Genomic DNA, 20690 nt, shown 5'->3' on the forward strand with positions numbered 1-20690 from the left:
ATGCTCGAAGACCGTTTCGGAGCTCATAATTATCATCCAATGCCCGTAGTCCTTCAAAAAGGCGAAGGCGTATTCGTTTGGGATGTTGATAATAAACGCTATTTCGATTTCCTTTCCGCTTATAGTGCGGTAAATCAGGGTCATTGTCATCCAAAAATTGTTCAGGCTTTAGTGGCGCAAGCTCAAAATTTAACTTTAACTTCAAGAGCATTTTACAATGACCAATTAGGAATTTGTGAAAAATTTATGTGCGAATATTTCGGATATGATAAAGTGCTGATGATGAACTCAGGAGCCGAAGGAGGGGAAACAGCCTTGAAATTAACCCGTAAATGGGCATATAAAGTAAAAGGTGTTCCTCAAGACCAAGCCAAAACCGTTTTTGCCGCAGGGAATTTCTGGGGCAGAACAATTGCCGCCATCTCATCCTCAACCGACCCATCAAGTTATTCAGATTATGGACCCCTTTTGCAAGGTTATGAAATTATTCCGTACAACGATTTGAATGCGTTGGCGGAGGTTTTAAAAGACCCAAATGTGGCAGGTTTTATGGTCGAACCCATTCAGGGCGAAGCAGGCGTAGTAGTTCCAGATGAAGGATATTTGAAAAAGGCTTACGAAATGTGTAAAGCTAAAAACGTACTTTTCATTGCTGACGAAGTGCAGACAGGCATTGCCCGTACAGGTAAGCGTTTATGTTGCGACCACGAGGACTTTAAACCAGATATTTTGATTCTTGGAAAAGCACTTTCTGGAGGCGTTTATCCCGTTTCGGCAGTGCTTTGTGATGACGAAATTATGCTCACCATCAAACCTGGCGAACACGGTTCAACGTATGGAGGAAATCCTTTAGCCTGTGCCGTCACGGTGGCAGCCTTGAAAGTTATTCAAGACGAAAATCTCTCTGAAAATGCTGAAATAATGGGGCAATTATTCAGAAAAAGAATGGGCGATATTATGACAAAACGTCCTGATTTACTGACAATTGTACGGGGGAAAGGACTTTTAAATGCCATAGAAATCAACGATTCAGAAGAAGGAGAAACGGCTTGGAACATGTGTATGGCTTTTAAAGAAAATGGACTTTTGGCAAAACCAACGCACGGCAATAAGATTCGTTTTGCTCCGCCATTAGTTATTACAGAATCACAAATGAATGAGGCTTGCGATGTAATTGAGAAGGTGATTTTGAACTGGTAGGCTTTACGGAGAAAGGGAGAAAGGAGGCACGGGAAAGTATAAAATTTACTCTTCCTATTTTCCATCTCCTTTTCTCCTGTCTCCCTTTCTACTTGGGTATGATTTTTCTACGCAAACGACTCAAAGATTGCGGGGTAATTCCTAAAAAATTGGCTAAATATATTTGCGGAGTTCGTTGGATCAATTCGGGCTGGTATTTTGCTAATCGTTCGTAACGTTCTTGGGCGGTTTCTGAAATAAAAGAACGTAATCTAACTTCTTGACTGATGGTATAACCCTCAAAAATGAGTCTGCCAAGGCGTTCCCATTTGGCTGATTGAGAAAAAAGAATATCTAAATTTTCTTTGGCAATCACACATAAATGACAATCTTCTATTGCCTGAAGAAAATCTCTACTTGGCATCCCAAAAGAATAAGATTCGGTTGCAGTAACAATCTGATTTTCGATGGTTAAATCAAATGTTTTTTCGATTTCATTTTTTACAAAATATGTACGAATCATTCCTTTATTTAAAAATAATACATCAGTATTAAGGTCTCCTTCTTTAACCCAAAAATCACCTTTCCTTAGTATTTTTTCCGAAAAAAAATGTTCGGATTTCCTTAATTCCTCTTCAGTAAAAGGAACGAATTTCGTTATAAATTGTATTAAATTACGGGTCATAGTATTTCTGGTCTTCGGCGAGTTGTTATATATTTTACATAAAAGGATAATAGCAATGCCAAAAAAACATTTTTTTTGCACAAATTAAATTATCAAATGTTAATTAATTATATAAAAGTAGAAAAATGATAATAAAACCTCCTAAAATGAGATTAACATAGATTAAATTTTACTTAAATATACCAAACTTGATTTTTTTTCTGAATTTAACGCTAAAAAATAAAGGATTGATTGAAATTTACGACAGGAATATTTTTAAAAAGTCACGCATAATTTATTATTTTTGTAATTCAATCCGAAATTATAAAAATAGATGAATCAATATTTAATAATCGCATACGACGGGACTCACGAAAATGCGCTCGATCATCGCATGAACGTAAGACCTTATCATTTGGAAGGCGTTAAAAAAATGAAGGAAAATGGGAATTTTATCCTTGGAGGAGCAATCTTAAATGATGAAGGAAAGATGATTGGTTCAATGATGATCCTCCAATTTGAAGACCCAAAAGAACTTCAAAATTGGATGGATTCAGAACCTTATATTCAACAAAAAGTATGGGAGAAATTTGATGTAAAACCATTTCGTGTAGCCAAGGTGTAATCCGATTTTCCAAAATCGGTAAGTACACTAAATTTTTACAATTTTAGCCTTATTCCAATCCACCAATTTCTCGGCAGAAGCCAAATCAATAAATGGGAAATCGGTCATTAAATCCTGTAATTTGTCTAAGCAACCAGCCAATCCATAATAAGATTTAAACTTACGAATCCGACTTAATTCCTCAATCATGGGTTGGTTGGCATCAAAATCTCTCGGATGAAAATAAGTCATTACATAATTAGATTTTTTCGTCAAAAACTGCAAAACAGGGTAGGGGAGAAGGCGAAAATATCCACCGCCCGAAAAAATAAGTGACTGCCCAAAACCATTGACCGTATTTATCGGAAATTCCTTCAAACGCATTCCATCAATATCAATCCAGCAAGGTTCAGCAAGCCCAAATTGCTCAAACCCACCGTGCGAACGTTTGGCAGGAAATACTGAACAATCCACTTCAATTCCATGCTTAATTAATTCCTCAAAAACCCATTTGTTTTCTTGTTTTATCGAAAACCCTGGCGCTCTGTACGCCCTAATTTTCTTGCCAGAAACATCTTCCAAAGCTTTAATTGATGTTTCTAAGTCATTTTTAAATTCCGTCCGACTTTGTTCATAAGCCAATTGATGCAAGTCGGAATGAGTAGCAATTTCGTAGCCACGTTCCGCAATTGCTCGTATGATGTCAGGGTGTTTTCGGGCAACCCAACCCAAGCAAAAGAAAGTTGCTTGCTGATTAGTTTGCTCTAAAAGTTGGAAAATTTGCTCCATATTTTCATGGATGCGATTGGGATATTTTGCCCAATCTGCTTCCGTTTTGGTCGAATTATTATCCAAAATGTGAAACCACTCTTCTATATCAAATGTAAGAATATTCATTTTAGCTTTTAGCTGTGAGCAATGAGCTATCAGCATTTAATACTTGTAAAATTTAGCTTTCAAAAATGCTCGAAGCTCATGGCTCGAAGCTCATGGCTCGAAGCTCGTAGCTATTTAGTAAAACTTTTTTCCAGAAGCCAAAAATGCCTTCACATCCTCCTTTGTAGGAAAAGTAAAGTAAGTCATTTCTTCATTTGGATTTGGGATAATTTCATAGTTTCCCGAATGAATTTTCTCGACTGATTCCAAAATTGCTTGCATTCCCAACAACTTAGTTTCGTCAATTAATTCCGCTTGCGTTTTATTGCCAATTTCCACTTTTTTCTGAACCAAAATATCACCACTATCAATGCCTTCATCCACAAAGAAAATGGAAACACCGGTATATTTTTCATTGTTTTTTATTACCCAAAAAGACGGCATCAATCCACGATATTTAGGCAATAAAGCCGTGTGCAAATTCAAGCAACCCTTTGTAGCAAGATTAATCAAAGGCATCTTAAATATTTGATTTCCAGCGATTGAGATTAATAAATCGGGTTCATAAGTCCGTAACTTATCCAAGTTTTCGGCTTTGTTAATATTCCCCTCAATCTCTACCAAAGGTACTTTGTGCCTCGCCAAAATATTCTTTACTTTTTTATTCGGATTCAGTTTAGAGAGTACAAATTTTACCCCATAATTCACAAAGAAACCTAAGCCAAAAATATCATAAGTCTTTTTAAGTTTATCAGTGAAGGATTCTCGTTTCCCAAACGGTGAAACCTCAAAAACCACTGTAGCCACTATTTCTGAGTGTTCAGGGAGATTTTTAATCAAATAATCAATGTTTTGAGCCAAATAAAATGGATCATCTTGGGTAAGCAAAATTATACGCATATTTTAGAGTAAGACAGGTTTTCAACTGTCATTTTAATGATTTTCAACAGATTTTATTTTTTCATAAACAACTGACCAATCTTAGCAATCGGTTTCATCCAAAGCGTGTACCAGCGAGGTTTTAAATTATTAACTCGCCAAGCACGACGGTCTTCCATATTTGCCCGAAAGCGATGTTTCCAAGAGGCAGTACTCGTTCCGCCATTTCGCATCGTCATCACTACTTCTGGAAGATATTTTGCAGTCAGTTTATTTTTATACAACATTCTCAGCATTAACTCATAATCTCCCGAACAGGTGAAATCTGTAATATAGTAACCAAACTTCCCAAAAGCAGATTTTTTCAAATAAAACGACAAATGCGGTGGCATCCAACCCTTCAGCCAATTCTCCCGTATGTACTCACCCGACTGCCAATAACGCACAATTGTTTCATCATCGCCCATGTTTACATATTGCTTATCTCCATAAACGGCATCCGACTTCGCTTCTTCAAACGTTTTGACTACATGGCTGATAACTTGTGAGTTAGGATAAAAATCATCACCTCCAATTGTTCCAATAATTTCGCCTGAAGCCATTTTTACACCTTTATTCAAGGCATCATAAATTCCCTTGTCAGGCTCAGAAATAAACTTGATTTTATCGCCGAAAGACTCCAAAATCCCCACCGTTCCATCTTTTGAATCTCCATCAATCACGATATATTCCAAATCGTTATAATCCTGAGCAAGCACACTTTCAATGGTTTGACGAATGGTTTGGGCACTGTTGAAAGAAACGGTAATGATGGATATTTTCATAGGATATAATTTGCAATTGCATCAATAATTTAGGAGACATTGAAAAATAGAAAAATACAATTAACTCATTAAAATCTGACCTATTGTCTTCGAAACCTATTGTTCTTTATCCTCTCTACGTGTTTGCAAAGATAATCAACGACTTTGGTATTGTCAGAGGAAAATTAGCAAGCGGACAATTGTAATTAAAAAATGATAAAATTATTTTCGCTAACCCCTTGTATTTCAAAAAGAAACCACTAATTTTGCAGTCCGATTTAGGGAGCACATGTTTCTTCATTTTTATACGGGTTGGCAGAACTCGATAAAATTTAAAAATTAATAGAACTAAAAATCTCTCAAATCAATTCGTAAAGGTCAAAATTTACAACGTTAATTTCAAAATTAACAATAGTGTTAGAACTGATATTGGATTAATTTGTTGAATGCCCAGCAATTGATTTTAATGTTAAGCTACACAAGAACATTCTTTCGTATCACAGGTTTTACCTGTCCTGCACGAGTATATCTTGTCGCTTTTCAATTCATTCCTTCCACTTTCGTAAATTAATTTTATTTGCAAACAATTTAGCTTTTGCCAAATAAAATCCCGACCTTTGCAGTCCGATTTACATGGACTGTCGTGAGGACATTCGTAAATCGTTCATTATCAATCAATTATTAACGTTTTATTCTAATAAAATGTCTGGAATTATCGGAAAGAAAATCGGTATGACCAGCCTCTACAACGCTGATGGCTCTGCCCTCGCTTGTACGCTGATCCAAGCCGGTCCTTGTGTAGTAACGCAAGTAAAAACAGTAGAGAAAGAAGGTTATAGCGCTATTCAGTTAGGTTATGGCGAGAAAAAAGAGAAGCATACTACGCAACCTCTTTTAGGTCACTTCAAAAAAGCAGGTACCACTCCAAAGAAAAAACTCGTTGAGTTTAAATCTTTTGACACAGCACTTATCTTAGGAGAAACCGTCACCGCAGAATTATTCACAGAAGGCGACTTTGTTGATGCCGTTGGAACTTCAAAAGGTAAAGGTTTTCAAGGAGTTGTTAAACGTCATGGATTTGCTGGAGTAGGGGGACAAACTCACGGTCAACATAACCGTGGTCGTCACCCAGGTTCAATTGGTGCTTGTTCATTCCCATCTCGTGTATTCAAAGGGGTTCGTATGGCGGGTCGTATGGGTGGAAACCGTGTAACAGTTCAAAATTTACAAATCTTGAAAGTTTACGCAGACAAAAACCTTATCGTAGTCTCAGGTTCAATCCCAGGAGCGAAAAACTCTTATGTTATTCTTGAAAAATAGATTTGAAAATTTGAAGATGTAATTTTTTACAACATCAAAATTTAATCAAATCAACAAATTTTCAAAATCAAAAATAATGGAATTATCAGTTTTAAATATACAAGGCAAAGAAACAGGAAAGAAAGTTACCCTTTCTGACGAAATCTTTGGCATCGAACCAAACGAACACGTAGTTTGGTTAGACGTGAAGCAATTCTTGGCAAATCAACGTCAAGGAACTCACAAGGCGAAAGCAAGAGCAGAAGTTTCTCGCTCAACTCGCAAGATTAAAAAACAAAAAGGTACGGGTGGTGCTCGTGCAGGTTCAGCTAAATCTCCTTTAATGAAAGGTGGTGGACGTATTTTTGGACCTGTTCCAAGAGATTACTCGTTCAAAATTAATAAGAAAGTAAAATCATTGGCTCGTCAATCTGCGTTTGCTGCAAAAGCACAATCAGGAAACGTAACCATCTTAGAAGGTTTTACTTTCGATGCTCCTAAAACTAAGTCCTACTTAGCTTTAATGGAAGCTCTTTCATTCACAGGAAAGAAAACGTTGTTGATTTTGCCAGAAGATAATCAGAACATCTTCTTGTCGGGACGTAACGTGCAAAAAGCACAAATCGGAACGGCTGGTCAAGTTAACACTTATGATTTAGTAAATGCTACTCAACTTATCATTGTTGAATCAGCCCTTACAACAATCGAATCATATTTCAGTAATTAGTTAATAGATATTAGGACAACTAATAGCTGATAACAAATAACTTAACAAGACAATGAGCATCATTATCAAAAGACCAATTCTTACTGAGAAATCTCAGGAATTACAGAAAGGCGGTCAATACGTTTTTGAGGTAGCAAACAAAACTAACAAAGTTGAGATTGCAAAAGAAATCAAGAAAATGTACGGTGTTGCAGTAGTATCTGTAAATACACTTCGCCAATTCGGTAAGAAAAAATCAAGAAGCACCAGAACAAAAGTAACTTCTGGAATTACTTCAACGTACAAAAAAGCAATCGTAACAATTGCCAAAGGCGAAGTTATTGATTTCTATGACGGAATCTAATTAACAATTAATAATTGATAATTGACAATTGATAATTCTTTAAAAAATTATTAATCCTTAATCATAAATTAATAATTGAAAACTATGGGAGTTCATCCCGATAAATTGAACAAAGCACAGAAATGGCAGCTACAAGAAAATTAAACCCTGTAACCCCTGGCACACGCCACAGGATTGCTCCGACTTTTGAAGAAATAACAACTTCAAAACCGTACAAGCCTTTGTTAGCCGTGGTTAAAAGAACAGGAGGTCGTAACGCAAATGGACACCGTGCCATGCGTTATATCGGTGGAGGACACAAACGTCGTTACCGTATTATTGACTTTCATCGTAACAAATTCGATGTTGAAGCAACAGTTTTAACAGTAGAATATGACCCGAATCGTACAGCACGTATTGCTCTAATTGAGTATGCAGATGGCGAGAAGACTTACATCATTGCACCAACAGGTATCAAAGTTGGTCAGACTGTAATTTCATCAGCAACGGCAGCACCAGAGGTAGGTAACACTATCCCTTTGGCAAACATTCCAACTGGTACAATCGTACACGCAATTGAACTTCGCCCAGGCGGAGGAGCTGAAATGGCTCGTTCAGCAGGTACTTATGCGCAATTGTTGGCTCGTGATGCTAAATATGCTACATTGAAATTGCCTTCAGGCGAGATGCGTATGGTATTGTCAAGATGTTTGGCAACGGTTGGTTCAGTTTCTAACGCAGATCACATGAATACCGTAATGGGTAAAGCAGGTCGTCATCGTTGGTTAGGTCGTCGTCCACGAGTTCGTGGTGTTGTTATGAACCCTGTCGATCACCCAATGGGTGGTGGAGAAGGCCGCTCATCAGGAGGTCACCCACGTTCACGTAAAGGTTTATTAGCGAAAGGTAAGAAAACCCGCACACCGAGCAAACATTCAAATCGTCTTATCATCAGTAGAAAGAAAAAATAGGTAGATGGCACGTTCACTAAAAAAAGGACCTTATATAGACTATCGCCTTGACAACAAGGTACAAGTCATGACCGCATCAGGTAAAAAGTCTGTAATCAAGACTTGGTCACGCCGTTCGATGATTTCACCTGATTTCGTTGGGCATACTTTTGCAGTTCACAATGGAAATAAGTTCATCCCAGTTTTTGTAACCGATAATATGGTTGGACATAAATTAGGTGAATTTGCTCCCACTCGTAACTTCCGAGGTCACACAGCAAAAAAAGATAAAGGTAAAAGATAATTTGGTATTTTATAGCTGACAAATAATTTGTCAATATAGTTAAACCGAATTCTGAACTCCGAAATCCGAAATCAAAAAATGGAAGCAGTAGCTAAATTAAATAATGTTCCGACCTCCCCTCAGAAAATGAGAATCGTAGTTGATATGATTAGAGGTCAGAAAGTAAATAAGGCTCTTGGTATTTTGAAATACGAGCCAAAAGTTGGTGCAAGACACGTAGAGAAACTTTTACTCTCGGCAATTGCTAACTGGCAAAACAAAAATGAAGACATGAAGTTGGAAGATGCCGACTTGTTTGTAAAGACTATAACCGTAGATGGTGGTTCTTCATTAAAACGTTTGCGTCCAGCTCCGCAAGGTCGTGGTCATAGAATCTTGAAACGTTCAAACCACATTACCCTTGTAGTTGCATCTGCAACCGCACCAACAGTAATTTCAGAATAATTAGACAAGAAATCTAAATATACAAAATGGGACAGAAAATAAACCCCGTAGGTTTTAGACTTGGTATCGTCAGAGGTTGGGATTCTAACTGGTATGGTGGAAAGAGTTTTGCCGATAAATTAGTAGAAGACGATAAAATCCGTAAATACGTAGCCGCACGTATTCCGAAGGGAGCAATCTCTAAGGTAATCATCGAGCGTACTTTGAAGCGGATTACCCTTACAATTAACACGGCCCGTCCAGGCGTGGTAATTGGTAAAGGCGGTCAAGAAGTAGACAAAATCAAGGAAGAATTAAAGAAAATCACAGGTAAAGACGTTCAAATCAATATTTTTGAAATTAAACGTCCTGAGATTGATGCAAAATTGATTGGCGAAACTATCGCACAACAATTAGAAGCACGTATTTCTTTCCGTCGTGCCATGAAACAATCTATCGCATCAGCTATGCGTGTGGGAGCTCAAGGTATCAAATTGAAACTTTCAGGTCGTTTAGGAGGTGCTGAAATGGCACGTTCTGAAGGATATAAAGAAGGACGTATTCCTTTGCATACACTTCGTGCAGATATTGATTATGCTGTTTCAGAAGCCTTAACGGTTTATGGAAAAATCGGTATCAAAGTATGGGTGTTCCGTGGTGAAGTTTACGGAAAGCGTGACCTTTCTCCAAATGCAGGGGTTGCCGCATCGCAAGCTGCCGCAGGTGGTGGTGATTCTCGTGGTGGTAACAACCGTGGTGGACGAGGTGAAGATGGAGATCGTCGTGGTGGTGGACGTGGTGGACGTGGTGGCGAAGGCGACCGTCGTAACAACAATGCACCAGGTGGCGCAAATCCAAATAATCGTGGTGGCGGTCCAAACAAACCAGGCGGCAATAATAACAACCGTGGTGGAGGTGCTGGAAATAAGCCAGGAGGTAAAAGATAATTAGAAAATCTTAGTCAGAGGTCGTGATAATCAATTAATCCGACTCACGACTGTTCGACTTAAAGACTTAATACAACAATGTTACAACCAAAAAGAACCAAATTCCGCAAGCAACAGAAAGGTAGGATTAAAGGATTGGCAACACGTGGTCATGAAATTGACTTCGGTGCTTTCGCTATCAAAGCTGTGGAACCAGGACGCATCACTGCACGTCAGATTGAAGCGGCTCGTATTTCAGTAACTCGTGCAATGAAACGTGAAGGACAAGTTTGGATTCGTATTTTCCCAGACAAACCAATCACGAAGAAACCAGCCGAGGTTCGTATGGGTAAAGGTAAGGGTGCTCCAGAATATTGGGTTGCCAGTATCAAACCAGGAACAATTTTGTTCGAATCAGCAGGTGTTCCTTTAGCAGTTGCACAAGAAGCATTGCGTTTGGCAGCACAAAAATTGCCATTACGTACATCTTTCGTAGTTCGTAAAGATTATCAAGAATCATAAATTTGAAAATGTTGAATTTGAAAATTTGAAAATAATAGTTTTGAGAATAAAGTTTTAAAGTTTCATAAACGATAAATCAATTTTCAAACTTTCAAGTTACCAAATTCTCAAATTAAAGTCATGAAAAACGCAGAAATTCAAAAATTGAGTTTGGAAGAATTGCAAACAACTTTGGTGTCTGAAACAGATGCTTTGGCTCGCTTAAAATTTGCCCACGCTATTTCTCCAATCGAAAACCCATTACGTATCCGTGAGGCTCGTAAGGTGGTAGCTCGCTTGCAAACTGCTATTACAGCAGCAAAGTAAGTTAAAGAGTTTGTAAGTTGTAAAGTTAAAAAGTTTTGGTAATCAAAATTTCTTAGCTATTCAACTTCTTTAACTTAACAAAATAGACTCCATCAATATACTGCTTGGAGTCAATTAATAACAACAATTTAAAATCCAACCATGGAAGAATTACAAAGAAATCTGAGAAAAATCAGAGTCGGACGTGTGGTAAGTGATAAGATGGATAAATCTATCACAGTATCAATTGAAAGAAAAGTTAAGCATCCACTTTACGGAAAGTTTATGAAAAAAACTTCCAAGTTGATGGCTCACGATGAAAAAAATGAGTGTGGTATCGGTGATACTGTGAAAGTAATGGAAACTCGTCCTCTTTCAAAAAATAAGCGTTGGAGATTAATTGAAGTTATTGAAAAAGCGAAATAAAATTTGAATTTTCGTTAATTTAAGCGTTTGAGAGAGCAATTACTCAAACAATTCTAATCTTCAAAGTTCAAATTTAATTAAGATATAAAACAATGTTACAACAAGAATCAAGATCTGGCGTAGCTGATAACTCAGGAGCAAAAGAGGTGCTTGTAATCCGTGTTTTAGGCGGAACAGCAAAAAGATACGCTTCAATTGGTGATAAAGTAGTAGTAACTGTAAAGTCTGCTCTTTCATCGTCAAGTATGAAGAAAGGTACGGTTTCAAAAGCCGTAGTAGTAAGAACTAAAAAAGAAATTCGTCGTAAAGATGGTTCATATATCCGTTTCGAGGATAACGCAGTCGTATTGTTAAATAACAATGATGAACCACGTGGAACTCGTATCTTCGGACCTGTAGCACGTGAATTACGTGATGCAGGATTTATGAAAATTGTTTCATTAGCCCCAGAGGTGCTTTAATCATAATTGTATCATGCAAAAGAAATCTAATAAGCAGCCAAAACTGCATATCAAATCTGGAGATACCGTTATCGTTATCGCTGGAAACTCAAAAGGTAAGTCAGGTGTAGTTACAAAAGTAATCGTTGACAAAAATCGTGCTATCATCGAAGGTGTAAATCTTCAAACGAAACACGTAAAGCCAACTTCTACAAGTCCACAAGGAGCAATCGAGAAACGTGAAGGTTCAATTCACTTATCAAATATTGCATATATGGAAGACGGAAAAGCTGTACGCACAGGTCGTAAACTGAATGAAGCTGGGAAACTACAAAGATTCTCAAAAGCATCAGGAAAATTTATTTAGTCAATTAGAATAATTGATAATTGAACAGTGGGTCGGAAATCCACACAAAAAGTTTCATAAAATGACAACTACAAGATTAAAAGATAGATATTTGGCTGAAATCGTTCCTGCATTAAAGGAAAAATTTCAATACAAATCAGTAATGCAAGTGCCAAAAGTTACTAAAGTTGTTATCAACAAAGGTATTGGTGCCGCAGTAGCTGACAAAAAATTAATTGATATTGGTATTGATGAGATTACCCTTATCGCAGGTCAAAAAGCAGTAGCTACGATTTCAAAGAAAGCTATTTCAAACTTCAAATTGCGTGAAAATATGCCAATTGGTGTAAAAGTAACGTTGCGTGGAGAGAGAATGTATGAATTCCTTGATCGTCTTTTGACAGTAGCTCTTCCTCGTGTACGTGACTTCAAAGGAGTTGCAGATAAAGGATTTGACGGCCGTGGTAACTACACATTAGGTGTAAAAGAACAAATCATCTTCCCTGAGATTTCAATTGATAAAGTAAGTAAAATCTCTGGTATGGATATTACTTTCGTTACCACAGCAGAAACAGACGCAGAAGCAAACGCATTGTTAACTGCAATGGGAATGCCTTTCGCAAACCAGAAGAAATAATTAGGCGTTAGAAGTTAAGAGTTAAGAGTCAATCTTTTTAACTCAAAGCTCATAACTCAACACTCAAAAACATAGATTCTAAACACAATGGCAAAAGAATCAGTAAAAGCAAGAGAAAGAAAAAAAGAAGCAACCGTTGCTAAGTATGCCGTAAAACGTGCAGCCTTAAAAGCAGCAGGTGATTATGCAGGACTTGACAAGTTACCTAAAAATGCTTCACCAGTACGTTTACATAATCGTTGTAAATTGACAGGTCGTCCAAGAGGTTATATGCGTAAATTCGGTATCAACCGTGTTACGTTTCGCCAAATGGCATCTGACGGTTTAATTCCAGGTGTAACAAAATCAAGTTAGTATCAAGTTTATAAAAGATTGAATAGTTAAATAATGCGTTAGATTGGTTTTATACATACAATCTAATTTTAATAACTCTTCAACTTCAACATAACTTGTCTTTATTAAATTAATTCCGTAATTTTGCGTTCCTTTTCAGAAAAGAGGTACGTTTCAAATATCGAAAACAATGACAGATCCAATAGCAGATTACTTAACACGATTGAGAAATGCCATCAAGGCACGTCACAGAATCGTTGAAATCCCTGCTTCTAACATCAAAAAAGAAATCACTAAGGTTCTTTTTGATAAAGGATATATTCAAAACTACAAATTTGACGATACAACCGTACAGGGTACTATCAAAATTGCTTTGAAGTATAATCCGACTACGAAGCAATCAGCAATCGTTAAAATTGACAGAATCTCTAAACCAGGTTTACGTAAGTATAAAGGTGCAGGTGAATTACCACGTGTATTGAACGGTTTAGGTATTGCAATCCTTTCAACATCAAAAGGCGTTATCACCGACAAAGAAGCTCGTGTGTTGAACGTAGGTGGAGAAGTTCTTTGCCAAGTTTATTAATATCACATCGCTGAAAGAAGCCGTTTTATAGTGGGCTTCCATTTAAGCACAAACACAAAGTTATGTCAAGAATTGGCAAAAAAATCATTACGCTTCCCGCAGGTGTGGCTGTAACGATTAATCAAAATCATGTATCAGTAAAAGGACCTAAAGGTTCACTTGAACGTACAATTGATCCAGATATTACAGTTGAGCTCGAAGGTGCTGAATTAACAGTAAAACGTCCAACTGAACAAAAACGTCACAAAGCATTACACGGTTTGTATCGTTCATTAATTAATAACATGGTTATTGGTGTGAGTGAAGGATTCAAAGCTGAGATGGAAATTGTGGGTGTTGGTTATAAAGCAACAAATCAAGGAAATATTCTTGAATTAGCTTTAGGATATTCACACGGTGTTTTCGTTCAAATTCCAAGCGAATTGAAAGTTATCACTTCAATGGATAAAGGACAAAATCCAAAGGTTACTTTGGAAGGAATTGATAAAGAATTAGTTGGTCAAGTGGCTGCAAAGATTCGTTCTCTACGTAAAGTAGAACCATACAAAGGAAAAGGTATTCGTTTTGTGGGTGAGCAAATCCGTAGAAAAGCTGGTAAAACTGGTGGTAAGAAATAAATTTCAATTGATAATTAACAATTAACAATTATCAATTAGTAATTAAAAGTAGGCAAGTATTTTACTATTTTATAATTATCAATTGCTTATTGTCCATTATTAATTATCCATTGTTCACTGAATTCGTGGGTCGGTAATCCACAAAACTTATAAACATTACAATGGGTACGCAAAAAGATTCAAGAAGGTTACGTATCAAGCTGTCAATCAGAGCAAAAATCTCTGGTACAGCCGATAAGCCAAGATTATCTGTATTTCGTTCAAACACAGGTATTTATGCACAAGTAATTGATGACGTAAAAGGACATACATTAGCAGCAGCTTCTTCACAAGAATTAGGATTGGCCAACGGAAACGTTGACAGTGCGAAACAAGTAGGAGCAAAAATTGCTGAGAAAGCCTTAGCAGCAGGAGTTTCAACAGTTGTTTTTGACCGTAACGGATACTTGTATCACGGACGTGTGAAAGCAGTTGCGGAAGGTGCAAGAGAAGGAGGGCTTAAATTCTAATGAGTTAATTTGATATGATATTTGTTCATTCAAATACATATTTCAAATTCAAACATTTTCAAATTCAGAAAAAATGTCGAAATTAATATCAAAACCAATTAAGGTTAACGAAGGCGAATTAAAAGAAAAAGTTGTATCTATTAACCGTGTAGCAAAAGTTGTGAAAGGTGGACGTAGATTCAGTTTCTCCGCTATCGTAGTAGTAGGTGATGGCAAAGGCGTTGTAGGATTCGGTTTGGGTAAAGCAAACGAAGTAACGGATGCAATCGCAAAAGGTATCGAAGACGCAAAGAAAAACGTATTTGAAGTAGCACTTTTGAAAGGAAGTGTGCCTCACGAACAAATTGGTAAATTCTCAGGTGGTTTTGTATTGTTAAGACCTGCTGCTCCTGGAACTGGAGTAATTGCAGGTGGTGCAATGCGTGCTGTATTAGAATCTGCTGGTGTTCATGATGTATTGGCTAAATCAAAAGGTTCTTCAAACCCTCACAATGTGGTTAAAGCAACCGTTGATGCGCTCATCAAAATGAGAAATCCACATACAGTTGCTTTCCAAAGAGGAATTTCATTAGCAAAAGTTTTCAACGGATAGTTTTTCTAATTATTAGTTATGAATTATGAGTTATGAGGTATTAAATACCGATATGAATTCGTAACTCATAATTCAGAATTCAAATAAGCCATGTCAAAGGTAAAAATTACACAAGTTAAGAGTACAATCAAACGTCCAGAAGTTCAGAAACGTACAATCCAAGCATTGGGTTTAGGTAAATTGAACAAAAGCGTTGAGAAGGAATTAAATCCTGCAATGGAAGGAATGATTCGTGCAGTGAAACACCTGCTTGTAGTCGAAAAAATCTAAATTGCTTTCCAACCTTTATTAGAGGTTGTTAGAATTTCTAAACGAAATTGAAAGTAAGCGAGTTATTTCATGGTGGAATAGCGTTTAGCAAATCCTATAACAAATATTACAATGAATCTTTCTTCATTAAAGCCTGCACAAGGCTCTACAAAGGTCAGAAAAAGAGTTGGTCGTGGTGAAGGCTCAGGATTGGGCGGAACTTCGGCTCGTGGTAACAATGGTGCTCAGTCACGTTCAGGTTATTCACGTAAAGCTGGTTTTGAAGGTGGTCAAATGCCTCTTCAACGTCGTGTTCCTAAATTCGGTTTCAAAAATATTAACCGAGTAGAATACAAGGCACTTAATCTTGATACATTGCAAGCAATAGCTGAATCTACTGGTGCAACCGTTATTAATCACGATTTCTTGTACACTCATGGTTTAGTTTCTAAAAATGATTTGGTTAAAATCCTCTCACGTGGAGAAATTAAATCAGCCTTAGAAATCACGGTGAAAGGTTTTTCTGCTTCTGCGAAAGCAGCAATTGAGGCAGCAGGTGGAAAAGCAATTGTAGGGTAAAAATATTCATTTCCAGCAATAGAATGAAGGTCTATTTCTGGAAATTTTTAAATTAATCAGGATAGACAACAGAAATATTTAAGTAATCGGATGAAAACTGGCAACAGATTTGTATTTAAAGAAAAAGTTGGACAAATTAGATTTTTATTCCTTAACGATTATTTAAACAGATAGCATGAACAAGTTTATTAGCACTATCAAAAACATTTTCTCAATAGAGGAATTAAGAGGTAGAATCCTTAATACCCTGTTGTTTATTACCTTTTTCCGCTTAGGGTCATACATTGTATTACCAGGAGTAGACGCCAACAAGTTAGCTGAAAAAGGCGACGGAGGTCTATTGGGTTTATTGAATATGTTCTCTGGAGGAGCATTCAATAACGCTTCAATTTTTGCCTTGGGTATTATGCCCTATATTTCTGCTTCGATTGCTATTCAGTTATTAACGATTGCATTGCCTTATTTTCAGAAAATGCAAAAAGATGGTGAATCAGGTCGTAAAAAGTTAAATCAGATTACTCGAGTACTTACTATTTTAGTAACTGCTGCACAAGCAACCGCTTACTTACAAACAACTATCCCTGCCGAAGCCATTATGGTAAGTGCATGGTCGTTCCGTATCTTTTCAGTAATTATTTTGATCGCTGGGACAATGTTTTGTATGTGGTTGGGAGAGAAAATTACAGATAAAGGAATTGGTAACGGTATTTCAATGCTGATTATGATTGGTATTGTGTCACGTTTTCCAAGTGCTATTATTGGTGAAGCTCAATCTCGTGGAATGTCAGGAGCATTATTGTTTTTAATTGAGATGGTAGCACTTTTCTTCGTAGTAATGGGTGCTGTAATGGTAACTCAAGCCGTTCGTAGAATTCCAGTTCAATATGCTAAACAAGTAGTAGGTAACAGGGCATCAGCTGCAGTAGGTGGTGAACGTCAGTATATTCCATTAAAATTGAATGCAGCAGGTGTTATGCCAATCATTTTTGCTCAGGCACTGATGTTTGTTCCAGGCTTAGTGGCAGGTCAATTTGCGGAAAGAAGCGAGTTTGCACAATCAGTAGTTCAAAATTTTGGTGACCCAAGTTCATGGGGATATAATCTGTTGTTTGCTTTTTTGATTATTGTATTTACTTTCTTCTATACAGCGATTTCAATTAACCCAACACAAATTTCAGATGATATGAAACGTGGTGGTGGGTTTGTTCCAGGAGTAAAACCAGGAGAAGCTACTTCAACTTTTATTGCTGATATTTTGGATAGAATCACACTTCCAGGTGCAATTATGTTAGCTATCATTGCGATACTTCCAGCAGTTGCCGGTCTATTCGGAGTGACAAGAGGTTTTGCTTCATTTTTCGGAGGAACATCTTTATTGATTTTAGTAGGAGTTGTATTAGATACACTACAACAAATTGAAAGCTACCTGTTAATGCGTAAATACGAAGGATTGATGCAATCAGGTAGAGTACAAGGTAGAGCACAAGCTACCGTATAAATCAAGAGAGTTGAAAGAACTCTTCATAAAATGATTTTTTTAAAAACAAATGCAGAGTTAGAAATAATTAGAGCAAACGGAATTATCTTGGGACAAACCCATGCTGAAGTTACCAAGATTATAAAGCCAGGAGTAACCACCAAAGAATTGGATAAAGTTGCTTACGAATATATAAAAGATCATAAAGGACATCCTTCATTTTTGAATTATAATGTAAGTGGTAATAAATTCCCGGCATCACTTTGTATTTCAATAAATGATGTTGTAGTTCATGGAATTCCAAGTAATTATCAACTAAAAGATGGTGAAATAATTTCGATTGATTGTGGCGTATTTAAAGACGGTTTTCACGCAGATAGTGCTTATACTTATGGAATTGGAAACGTTAATGAGGAGACTTTGAGGTTAATGAGAACCACAAAAGAATCACTTTATCTTGCCATTGAACAAGCAGTATTTGGGAAACGAGTGGGAGATATTGGATTTGCGATTCAGACTTATTGTGAGAAATTAGGTTTTACGATTGTTAGAGAATTAGTGGGTCATGGCGTTGGGAAATCACTTCACGAAAAACCAGAAGTAGCAAACTATGGTAAACGAGGAGATGGAGCAAAGCTCAAGGAGAACATGGTTATTGCGATTGAACCAATGGTCAATCAAGGTAAACGAGCGATTCATCAAGAAAATGATAACTGGACCATTAGAACACAAGATAGAAAACCTTCAGCACATTACGAACATACCGTTGCAATAAAGAAAGGAAAGGCGGATATTTTAACGACTTTCAAGTTTATAGAAGAAGCAATTAGTAAATCAGAGTACATCGTTAATATTTAATTATGGCAAAACAATCATCCATAGAAGTAGATGGAATAATCATCGAAGCGCTCTCAAATGCTATGTTTAGAGTGGAGTTGGAGAATACCCATCAAGTGATTGCCCATATTTCCGGGAAGATGAGGATGAATTATATCAAAATTTTGCCTGGAGATAAGGTAAAATTAGAAATGTCTCCTTATGATTTGAGTAAAGCAAGAATAGTCTATCGTTACAAGTAAAAATAAATTACGACAATGAAAGTAAAAGCGTCTATAAAGAAGCGTAGTGCTGACTGTAAGGTAATTCGTCGTCACGGAAAACTTTATGTTATTAACAAGAAAAATCCAAAGTTCAAACAGAGACAAGGATGATAATATAGTAGGAAAGTTGTGAAACTATCTTATTTAATAATCTAAAAAGCTAAAAAAGTATGGCTCGTATTGCAGGGGTTGATATTCCCGACAAAAAAAGAGGCGAAATTGCTTTGACTTATATCTACGGTATAGGTCGCAGCACTGCTCAGAAAATTTTAAAACAAGCTGAAATTTCTTTCGACAAAAAAGCTGGCGAATGGAACGATGATGAAGCAAGTGCCATTCGTGCGATAATTGCTGGAGAATTCAAAACAGAAGGTCAACTTCGTTCTGAAGTTCAGTTAAATATCAAACGTTTAATGGACATTGGTTGTTATCGTGGATTGCGTCATCGTAAAGGTCTTCCATTACGTGGTCAGAGAACGAAGAATAACTCTCGTACTCGCAAGGGTAAACGTAAGACAATTGCCAACAAGAAAAAAGCAACTAAGTAAAAATTAAGCTGAGATTAATAATCCTGAGAGATTATAATTCGCTAAAGTTCTAAGATGAGAAGGTTGTTCGATAGAACGGACGTACTCAAAACTGGAATAGAAAAACTAACAAACAAATGGCACAGGCTAAAAGAAAAGACAAAGCAAAGAAAAGAGTTGTAGTAGTTGAGCAAATTGGTCAAGTACACATCAAAGCTTCCTTCAACAACATTATTATTTCTATTACCAACAATCAAGGACAAGTTATTTCTTGGGCATCTGCTGGTAAAATGGGCTTTAAAGGTTCAAAGAAGAATACTCCTTACGCTGCTCAAATGGCAGCTTCAAATTGTGCCGCAGTGGCAGTTGAAGCAGGCATGAAAAAAGCAGAGGTTTTTGTGAAAGGTCCTGGTTCTGGTCGTGAATCTGCTATTAGAACAGTTTCCAATGCAGGTATTGAAGTATTGTCAATCAAAGACATTACCCCAATCCCTCACAATGGATGTCGTCCACCAAAACGTCGTAGAGTGTAATTTCAGATTTATCTGAAAATTAAAAATATAGCGAGGGGTAATTAGTAATTATTGCCCTTCGTTTCTTTATGTTTCATAATTACTTCATTAGCTACAAGAAGGCTAATGACTCATTTTTATCAAATAATGGCAAGATATACAGGTCCAAAATCAAAAATTGCTCGTCGTTTTGGCGAGCCAATCTTAGGCCCAAGTAAAGCGTTAGCTCGCAAAAACTATGGTCCAGGTCAGCACGGAAAAGGAAAACGTGGTAAAGTTTCAGAATATGCTTTACAATTGAAAGAAAAACAAAAAGTGAAATACACTTACGGGATTCTTGAAAAGCAATTCGAAAATTTATTCCATAAAGCGGCAGTTAAAGAAGGTATCAAAGGTGAAAATCTATTGAAACTTTGTGAAGCACGTTTAGATAACACGGTTTATCGTTTAGGAATTGCTCCAACACGTCGTGCAGCACGTCAATTAACAATTCATAAGCATATTATGGTTGATGGAGAGATTGTAAATATTCCTTCGTATTCATTAAGAGCTGGTCAATTAATTAGCGTTCGTGAAAAATCAAAGTCATTAGAAGTTGTTACAAATTCATTGACTGGAAAAGCTGGAAAACGTTTTAACTGGTTAGAATGGGATGCCTCAACAATGACTGGTAAATTTATTTCTTATCCAGAACGTTCAGATATTCCTGAGAATTTTAATGAGCAGGCAATCGTTGAACTTTACTCGAAGTAATCGTATTTATGGCAAAACGCTTTTTGTGTTTTGTTTGCAATAAAGAAACTATGAATAGATTTGACAGTATTTCTGATACTGTCAAACTTGTTCTAATGATTAGAAGACTATGTTTTGTATAGTCATTTAATCAATAAGAACGGGAACTAAAAGTTTTGCAAACTTGTAATATAAACGATAAGTTTATAATTGTCAAGTTTTAAGCAAAATATTTTTATCAAATATTCATAGAATCACAGAGTTT

General features: G+C 36.7%; 33 protein-coding genes. 29 read left to right on the forward strand and 4 right to left on the reverse strand.

The features are described from left to right. Positions 1-1200 carry an ornithine--oxo-acid transaminase gene (gene rocD / locus AC1W31_RS09135; protein WP_481734127.1) on the forward strand — a complete coding sequence of 400 codons (1200 nt, stop codon included), beginning with the start codon at positions 1-3 and terminating at the stop codon, positions 1198-1200. Positions 1201-1288: 88 nt separating this feature from the next. On the opposite strand, the gene AC1W31_RS09140 is transcribed toward rocD, so the two are convergent. Further along, positions 1289-1702 (reverse strand): Crp/Fnr family transcriptional regulator, encoded by a 414-nt coding sequence (locus AC1W31_RS09140; protein ID WP_481734128.1) that lies wholly within the window; start codon positions 1700-1702, stop codon positions 1289-1291. 475 nt (positions 1703-2177) lie between these two features. On the opposite strand from AC1W31_RS09140, the gene AC1W31_RS09145 reads away from it, so the two are divergent. After that, entirely contained in the window at positions 2178-2468 is a 291-nt protein-coding gene (locus tag AC1W31_RS09145) for a YciI family protein (protein WP_481734129.1), read from the forward strand. Between the two features lie 27 nt (positions 2469-2495). On the opposite strand, the gene AC1W31_RS09150 is transcribed toward AC1W31_RS09145, so the two are convergent. The 3 genes from AC1W31_RS09150 to AC1W31_RS09160 form a co-directional block, all read right to left on the reverse strand. Continuing rightward, positions 2496-3344, reverse strand: a complete 849-nt coding sequence (locus AC1W31_RS09150; protein WP_481734130.1) for a polysaccharide deacetylase family protein — start codon at positions 3342-3344, stop codon at positions 2496-2498. Positions 3345-3458: 114 nt separating this feature from the next. Continuing rightward, entirely contained in the window at positions 3459-4223 is a 765-nt protein-coding gene (locus tag AC1W31_RS09155) for a methionyl-tRNA formyltransferase (protein ID WP_481734131.1), read from the reverse strand. Positions 4224-4276: 53 nt separating this feature from the next. Beyond that, complete coding sequence (locus AC1W31_RS09160) at positions 4277-5026, reverse strand: glycosyltransferase family 2 protein (RefSeq protein ID WP_481734132.1); 750 nt, start codon at positions 5024-5026, stop codon at positions 4277-4279. A gap of 681 nt (positions 5027-5707) precedes the next feature. Here AC1W31_RS09160 and rplC point away from each other — a divergent pair. The 27 genes from rplC (at position 5708) to rpsD (ending at position 20446) form a co-directional block, all read left to right on the forward strand. After that, positions 5708-6325, forward strand: a complete 618-nt coding sequence (gene rplC / locus AC1W31_RS09165; protein WP_481734133.1) for a 50S ribosomal protein L3 — start codon at positions 5708-5710, stop codon at positions 6323-6325. A 76-nt stretch (positions 6326-6401) separates the two neighbouring features. After that, complete coding sequence (rplD, locus tag AC1W31_RS09170) at positions 6402-7031, forward strand: 50S ribosomal protein L4 (RefSeq protein WP_481734134.1); 630 nt, start codon at positions 6402-6404, stop codon at positions 7029-7031. Positions 7032-7083: 52 nt separating this feature from the next. Further along, complete coding sequence (rplW, locus tag AC1W31_RS09175; protein ID WP_481734135.1) at positions 7084-7374, forward strand: 50S ribosomal protein L23; 291 nt, start codon at positions 7084-7086, stop codon at positions 7372-7374. A gap of 122 nt (positions 7375-7496) precedes the next feature. Next, complete coding sequence (gene rplB, locus AC1W31_RS09180; RefSeq protein WP_481734136.1) at positions 7497-8324, forward strand: 50S ribosomal protein L2; 828 nt, start codon at positions 7497-7499, stop codon at positions 8322-8324. A 4-nt stretch (positions 8325-8328) separates the two neighbouring features. Continuing rightward, positions 8329-8607, forward strand: coding sequence for a 30S ribosomal protein S19 (rpsS, locus tag AC1W31_RS09185; RefSeq protein ID WP_481734137.1), 279 nt, complete (start codon positions 8329-8331; stop codon positions 8605-8607). 78 nt (positions 8608-8685) lie between these two features. Next, positions 8686-9051: a 50S ribosomal protein L22 gene (gene rplV, locus AC1W31_RS09190; protein ID WP_481734138.1), complete on the forward strand. Its 366-nt coding sequence runs from the start codon at positions 8686-8688 to the stop codon at positions 9049-9051. A 26-nt stretch (positions 9052-9077) separates the two neighbouring features. Next, positions 9078-9977 carry a 30S ribosomal protein S3 gene (gene rpsC, locus AC1W31_RS09195; RefSeq protein ID WP_481734139.1) on the forward strand — a complete coding sequence of 300 codons (900 nt, stop codon included), beginning with the start codon at positions 9078-9080 and terminating at the stop codon, positions 9975-9977. A gap of 78 nt (positions 9978-10055) precedes the next feature. Further along, the gene (gene rplP, locus AC1W31_RS09200) at positions 10056-10478 is read left to right on the forward strand and encodes a 50S ribosomal protein L16 (protein ID WP_481734140.1); all 423 of its coding nucleotides are present in this window, start codon (positions 10056-10058) and stop codon (positions 10476-10478) included. Between the two features lie 120 nt (positions 10479-10598). Continuing rightward, a complete protein-coding gene (gene rpmC / locus AC1W31_RS09205) occupies positions 10599-10784 on the forward strand; it encodes a 50S ribosomal protein L29 (protein WP_481734141.1) in 186 nt (61 codons plus the stop codon). A 141-nt stretch (positions 10785-10925) separates the two neighbouring features. Beyond that, positions 10926-11189, forward strand: coding sequence for a 30S ribosomal protein S17 (rpsQ, locus tag AC1W31_RS09210; protein ID WP_481734142.1), 264 nt, complete (start codon positions 10926-10928; stop codon positions 11187-11189). Between the two features lie 92 nt (positions 11190-11281). Further along, the gene (gene rplN, locus AC1W31_RS09215) at positions 11282-11650 is read left to right on the forward strand and encodes a 50S ribosomal protein L14 (RefSeq protein WP_109741982.1); all 369 of its coding nucleotides are present in this window, start codon (positions 11282-11284) and stop codon (positions 11648-11650) included. Positions 11651-11663: 13 nt separating this feature from the next. Then, entirely contained in the window at positions 11664-11996 is a 333-nt protein-coding gene (gene rplX, locus AC1W31_RS09220; RefSeq protein WP_481734143.1) for a 50S ribosomal protein L24, read from the forward strand. A gap of 61 nt (positions 11997-12057) precedes the next feature. Beyond that, positions 12058-12612 (forward strand): 50S ribosomal protein L5, encoded by a 555-nt coding sequence (gene rplE, locus AC1W31_RS09225; protein ID WP_481734144.1) that lies wholly within the window; start codon positions 12058-12060, stop codon positions 12610-12612. A gap of 87 nt (positions 12613-12699) precedes the next feature. After that, entirely contained in the window at positions 12700-12966 is a 267-nt protein-coding gene (gene rpsN / locus AC1W31_RS09230; RefSeq protein WP_481734145.1) for a 30S ribosomal protein S14, read from the forward strand. A gap of 169 nt (positions 12967-13135) precedes the next feature. Continuing rightward, positions 13136-13531, forward strand: a complete 396-nt coding sequence (rpsH, locus tag AC1W31_RS09235) for a 30S ribosomal protein S8 (RefSeq protein ID WP_481734146.1) — start codon at positions 13136-13138, stop codon at positions 13529-13531. A gap of 62 nt (positions 13532-13593) precedes the next feature. After that, on the forward strand, positions 13594-14148 hold the full coding sequence (rplF, locus tag AC1W31_RS09240) for a 50S ribosomal protein L6 (RefSeq protein WP_481734147.1): 555 nt from the start codon (positions 13594-13596) through the stop codon (positions 14146-14148). Between the two features lie 161 nt (positions 14149-14309). Then, entirely contained in the window at positions 14310-14657 is a 348-nt protein-coding gene (gene rplR, locus AC1W31_RS09245) for a 50S ribosomal protein L18 (RefSeq protein WP_481734148.1), read from the forward strand. Between the two features lie 73 nt (positions 14658-14730). Continuing rightward, positions 14731-15249: a 30S ribosomal protein S5 gene (gene rpsE / locus AC1W31_RS09250; RefSeq protein WP_481734149.1), complete on the forward strand. Its 519-nt coding sequence runs from the start codon at positions 14731-14733 to the stop codon at positions 15247-15249. Between the two features lie 90 nt (positions 15250-15339). Beyond that, positions 15340-15519: a 50S ribosomal protein L30 gene (gene rpmD / locus AC1W31_RS09255; RefSeq protein WP_481734150.1), complete on the forward strand. Its 180-nt coding sequence runs from the start codon at positions 15340-15342 to the stop codon at positions 15517-15519. A 111-nt stretch (positions 15520-15630) separates the two neighbouring features. Beyond that, positions 15631-16077 (forward strand): 50S ribosomal protein L15, encoded by a 447-nt coding sequence (rplO, locus tag AC1W31_RS09260; RefSeq protein ID WP_481734151.1) that lies wholly within the window; start codon positions 15631-15633, stop codon positions 16075-16077. 175 nt (positions 16078-16252) lie between these two features. Continuing rightward, on the forward strand, positions 16253-17575 hold the full coding sequence (secY, locus tag AC1W31_RS09265; RefSeq protein WP_481734152.1) for a preprotein translocase subunit SecY: 1323 nt from the start codon (positions 16253-16255) through the stop codon (positions 17573-17575). Between the two features lie 30 nt (positions 17576-17605). Next, entirely contained in the window at positions 17606-18412 is an 807-nt protein-coding gene (gene map / locus AC1W31_RS09270; protein ID WP_481734153.1) for a type I methionyl aminopeptidase, read from the forward strand. A 2-nt stretch (positions 18413-18414) separates the two neighbouring features. Beyond that, on the forward strand, positions 18415-18633 hold the full coding sequence (infA, locus tag AC1W31_RS09275) for a translation initiation factor IF-1 (RefSeq protein WP_095160735.1): 219 nt from the start codon (positions 18415-18417) through the stop codon (positions 18631-18633). 15 nt (positions 18634-18648) lie between these two features. After that, complete coding sequence (gene ykgO / locus AC1W31_RS09280) at positions 18649-18765, forward strand: type B 50S ribosomal protein L36 (RefSeq protein WP_130895424.1); 117 nt, start codon at positions 18649-18651, stop codon at positions 18763-18765. Positions 18766-18824: 59 nt separating this feature from the next. Continuing rightward, the gene (gene rpsM, locus AC1W31_RS09285; protein WP_481734154.1) at positions 18825-19202 is read left to right on the forward strand and encodes a 30S ribosomal protein S13; all 378 of its coding nucleotides are present in this window, start codon (positions 18825-18827) and stop codon (positions 19200-19202) included. A 116-nt stretch (positions 19203-19318) separates the two neighbouring features. Then, positions 19319-19714 (forward strand): 30S ribosomal protein S11, encoded by a 396-nt coding sequence (rpsK, locus tag AC1W31_RS09290; RefSeq protein ID WP_481734155.1) that lies wholly within the window; start codon positions 19319-19321, stop codon positions 19712-19714. Between the two features lie 126 nt (positions 19715-19840). Continuing rightward, positions 19841-20446: a 30S ribosomal protein S4 gene (gene rpsD / locus AC1W31_RS09295; RefSeq protein WP_481734156.1), complete on the forward strand. Its 606-nt coding sequence runs from the start codon at positions 19841-19843 to the stop codon at positions 20444-20446. Positions 20447-20690: the final 244 nt, after the last annotated feature.

Source organism: Arcicella sp., from assembly GCF_964672035.1.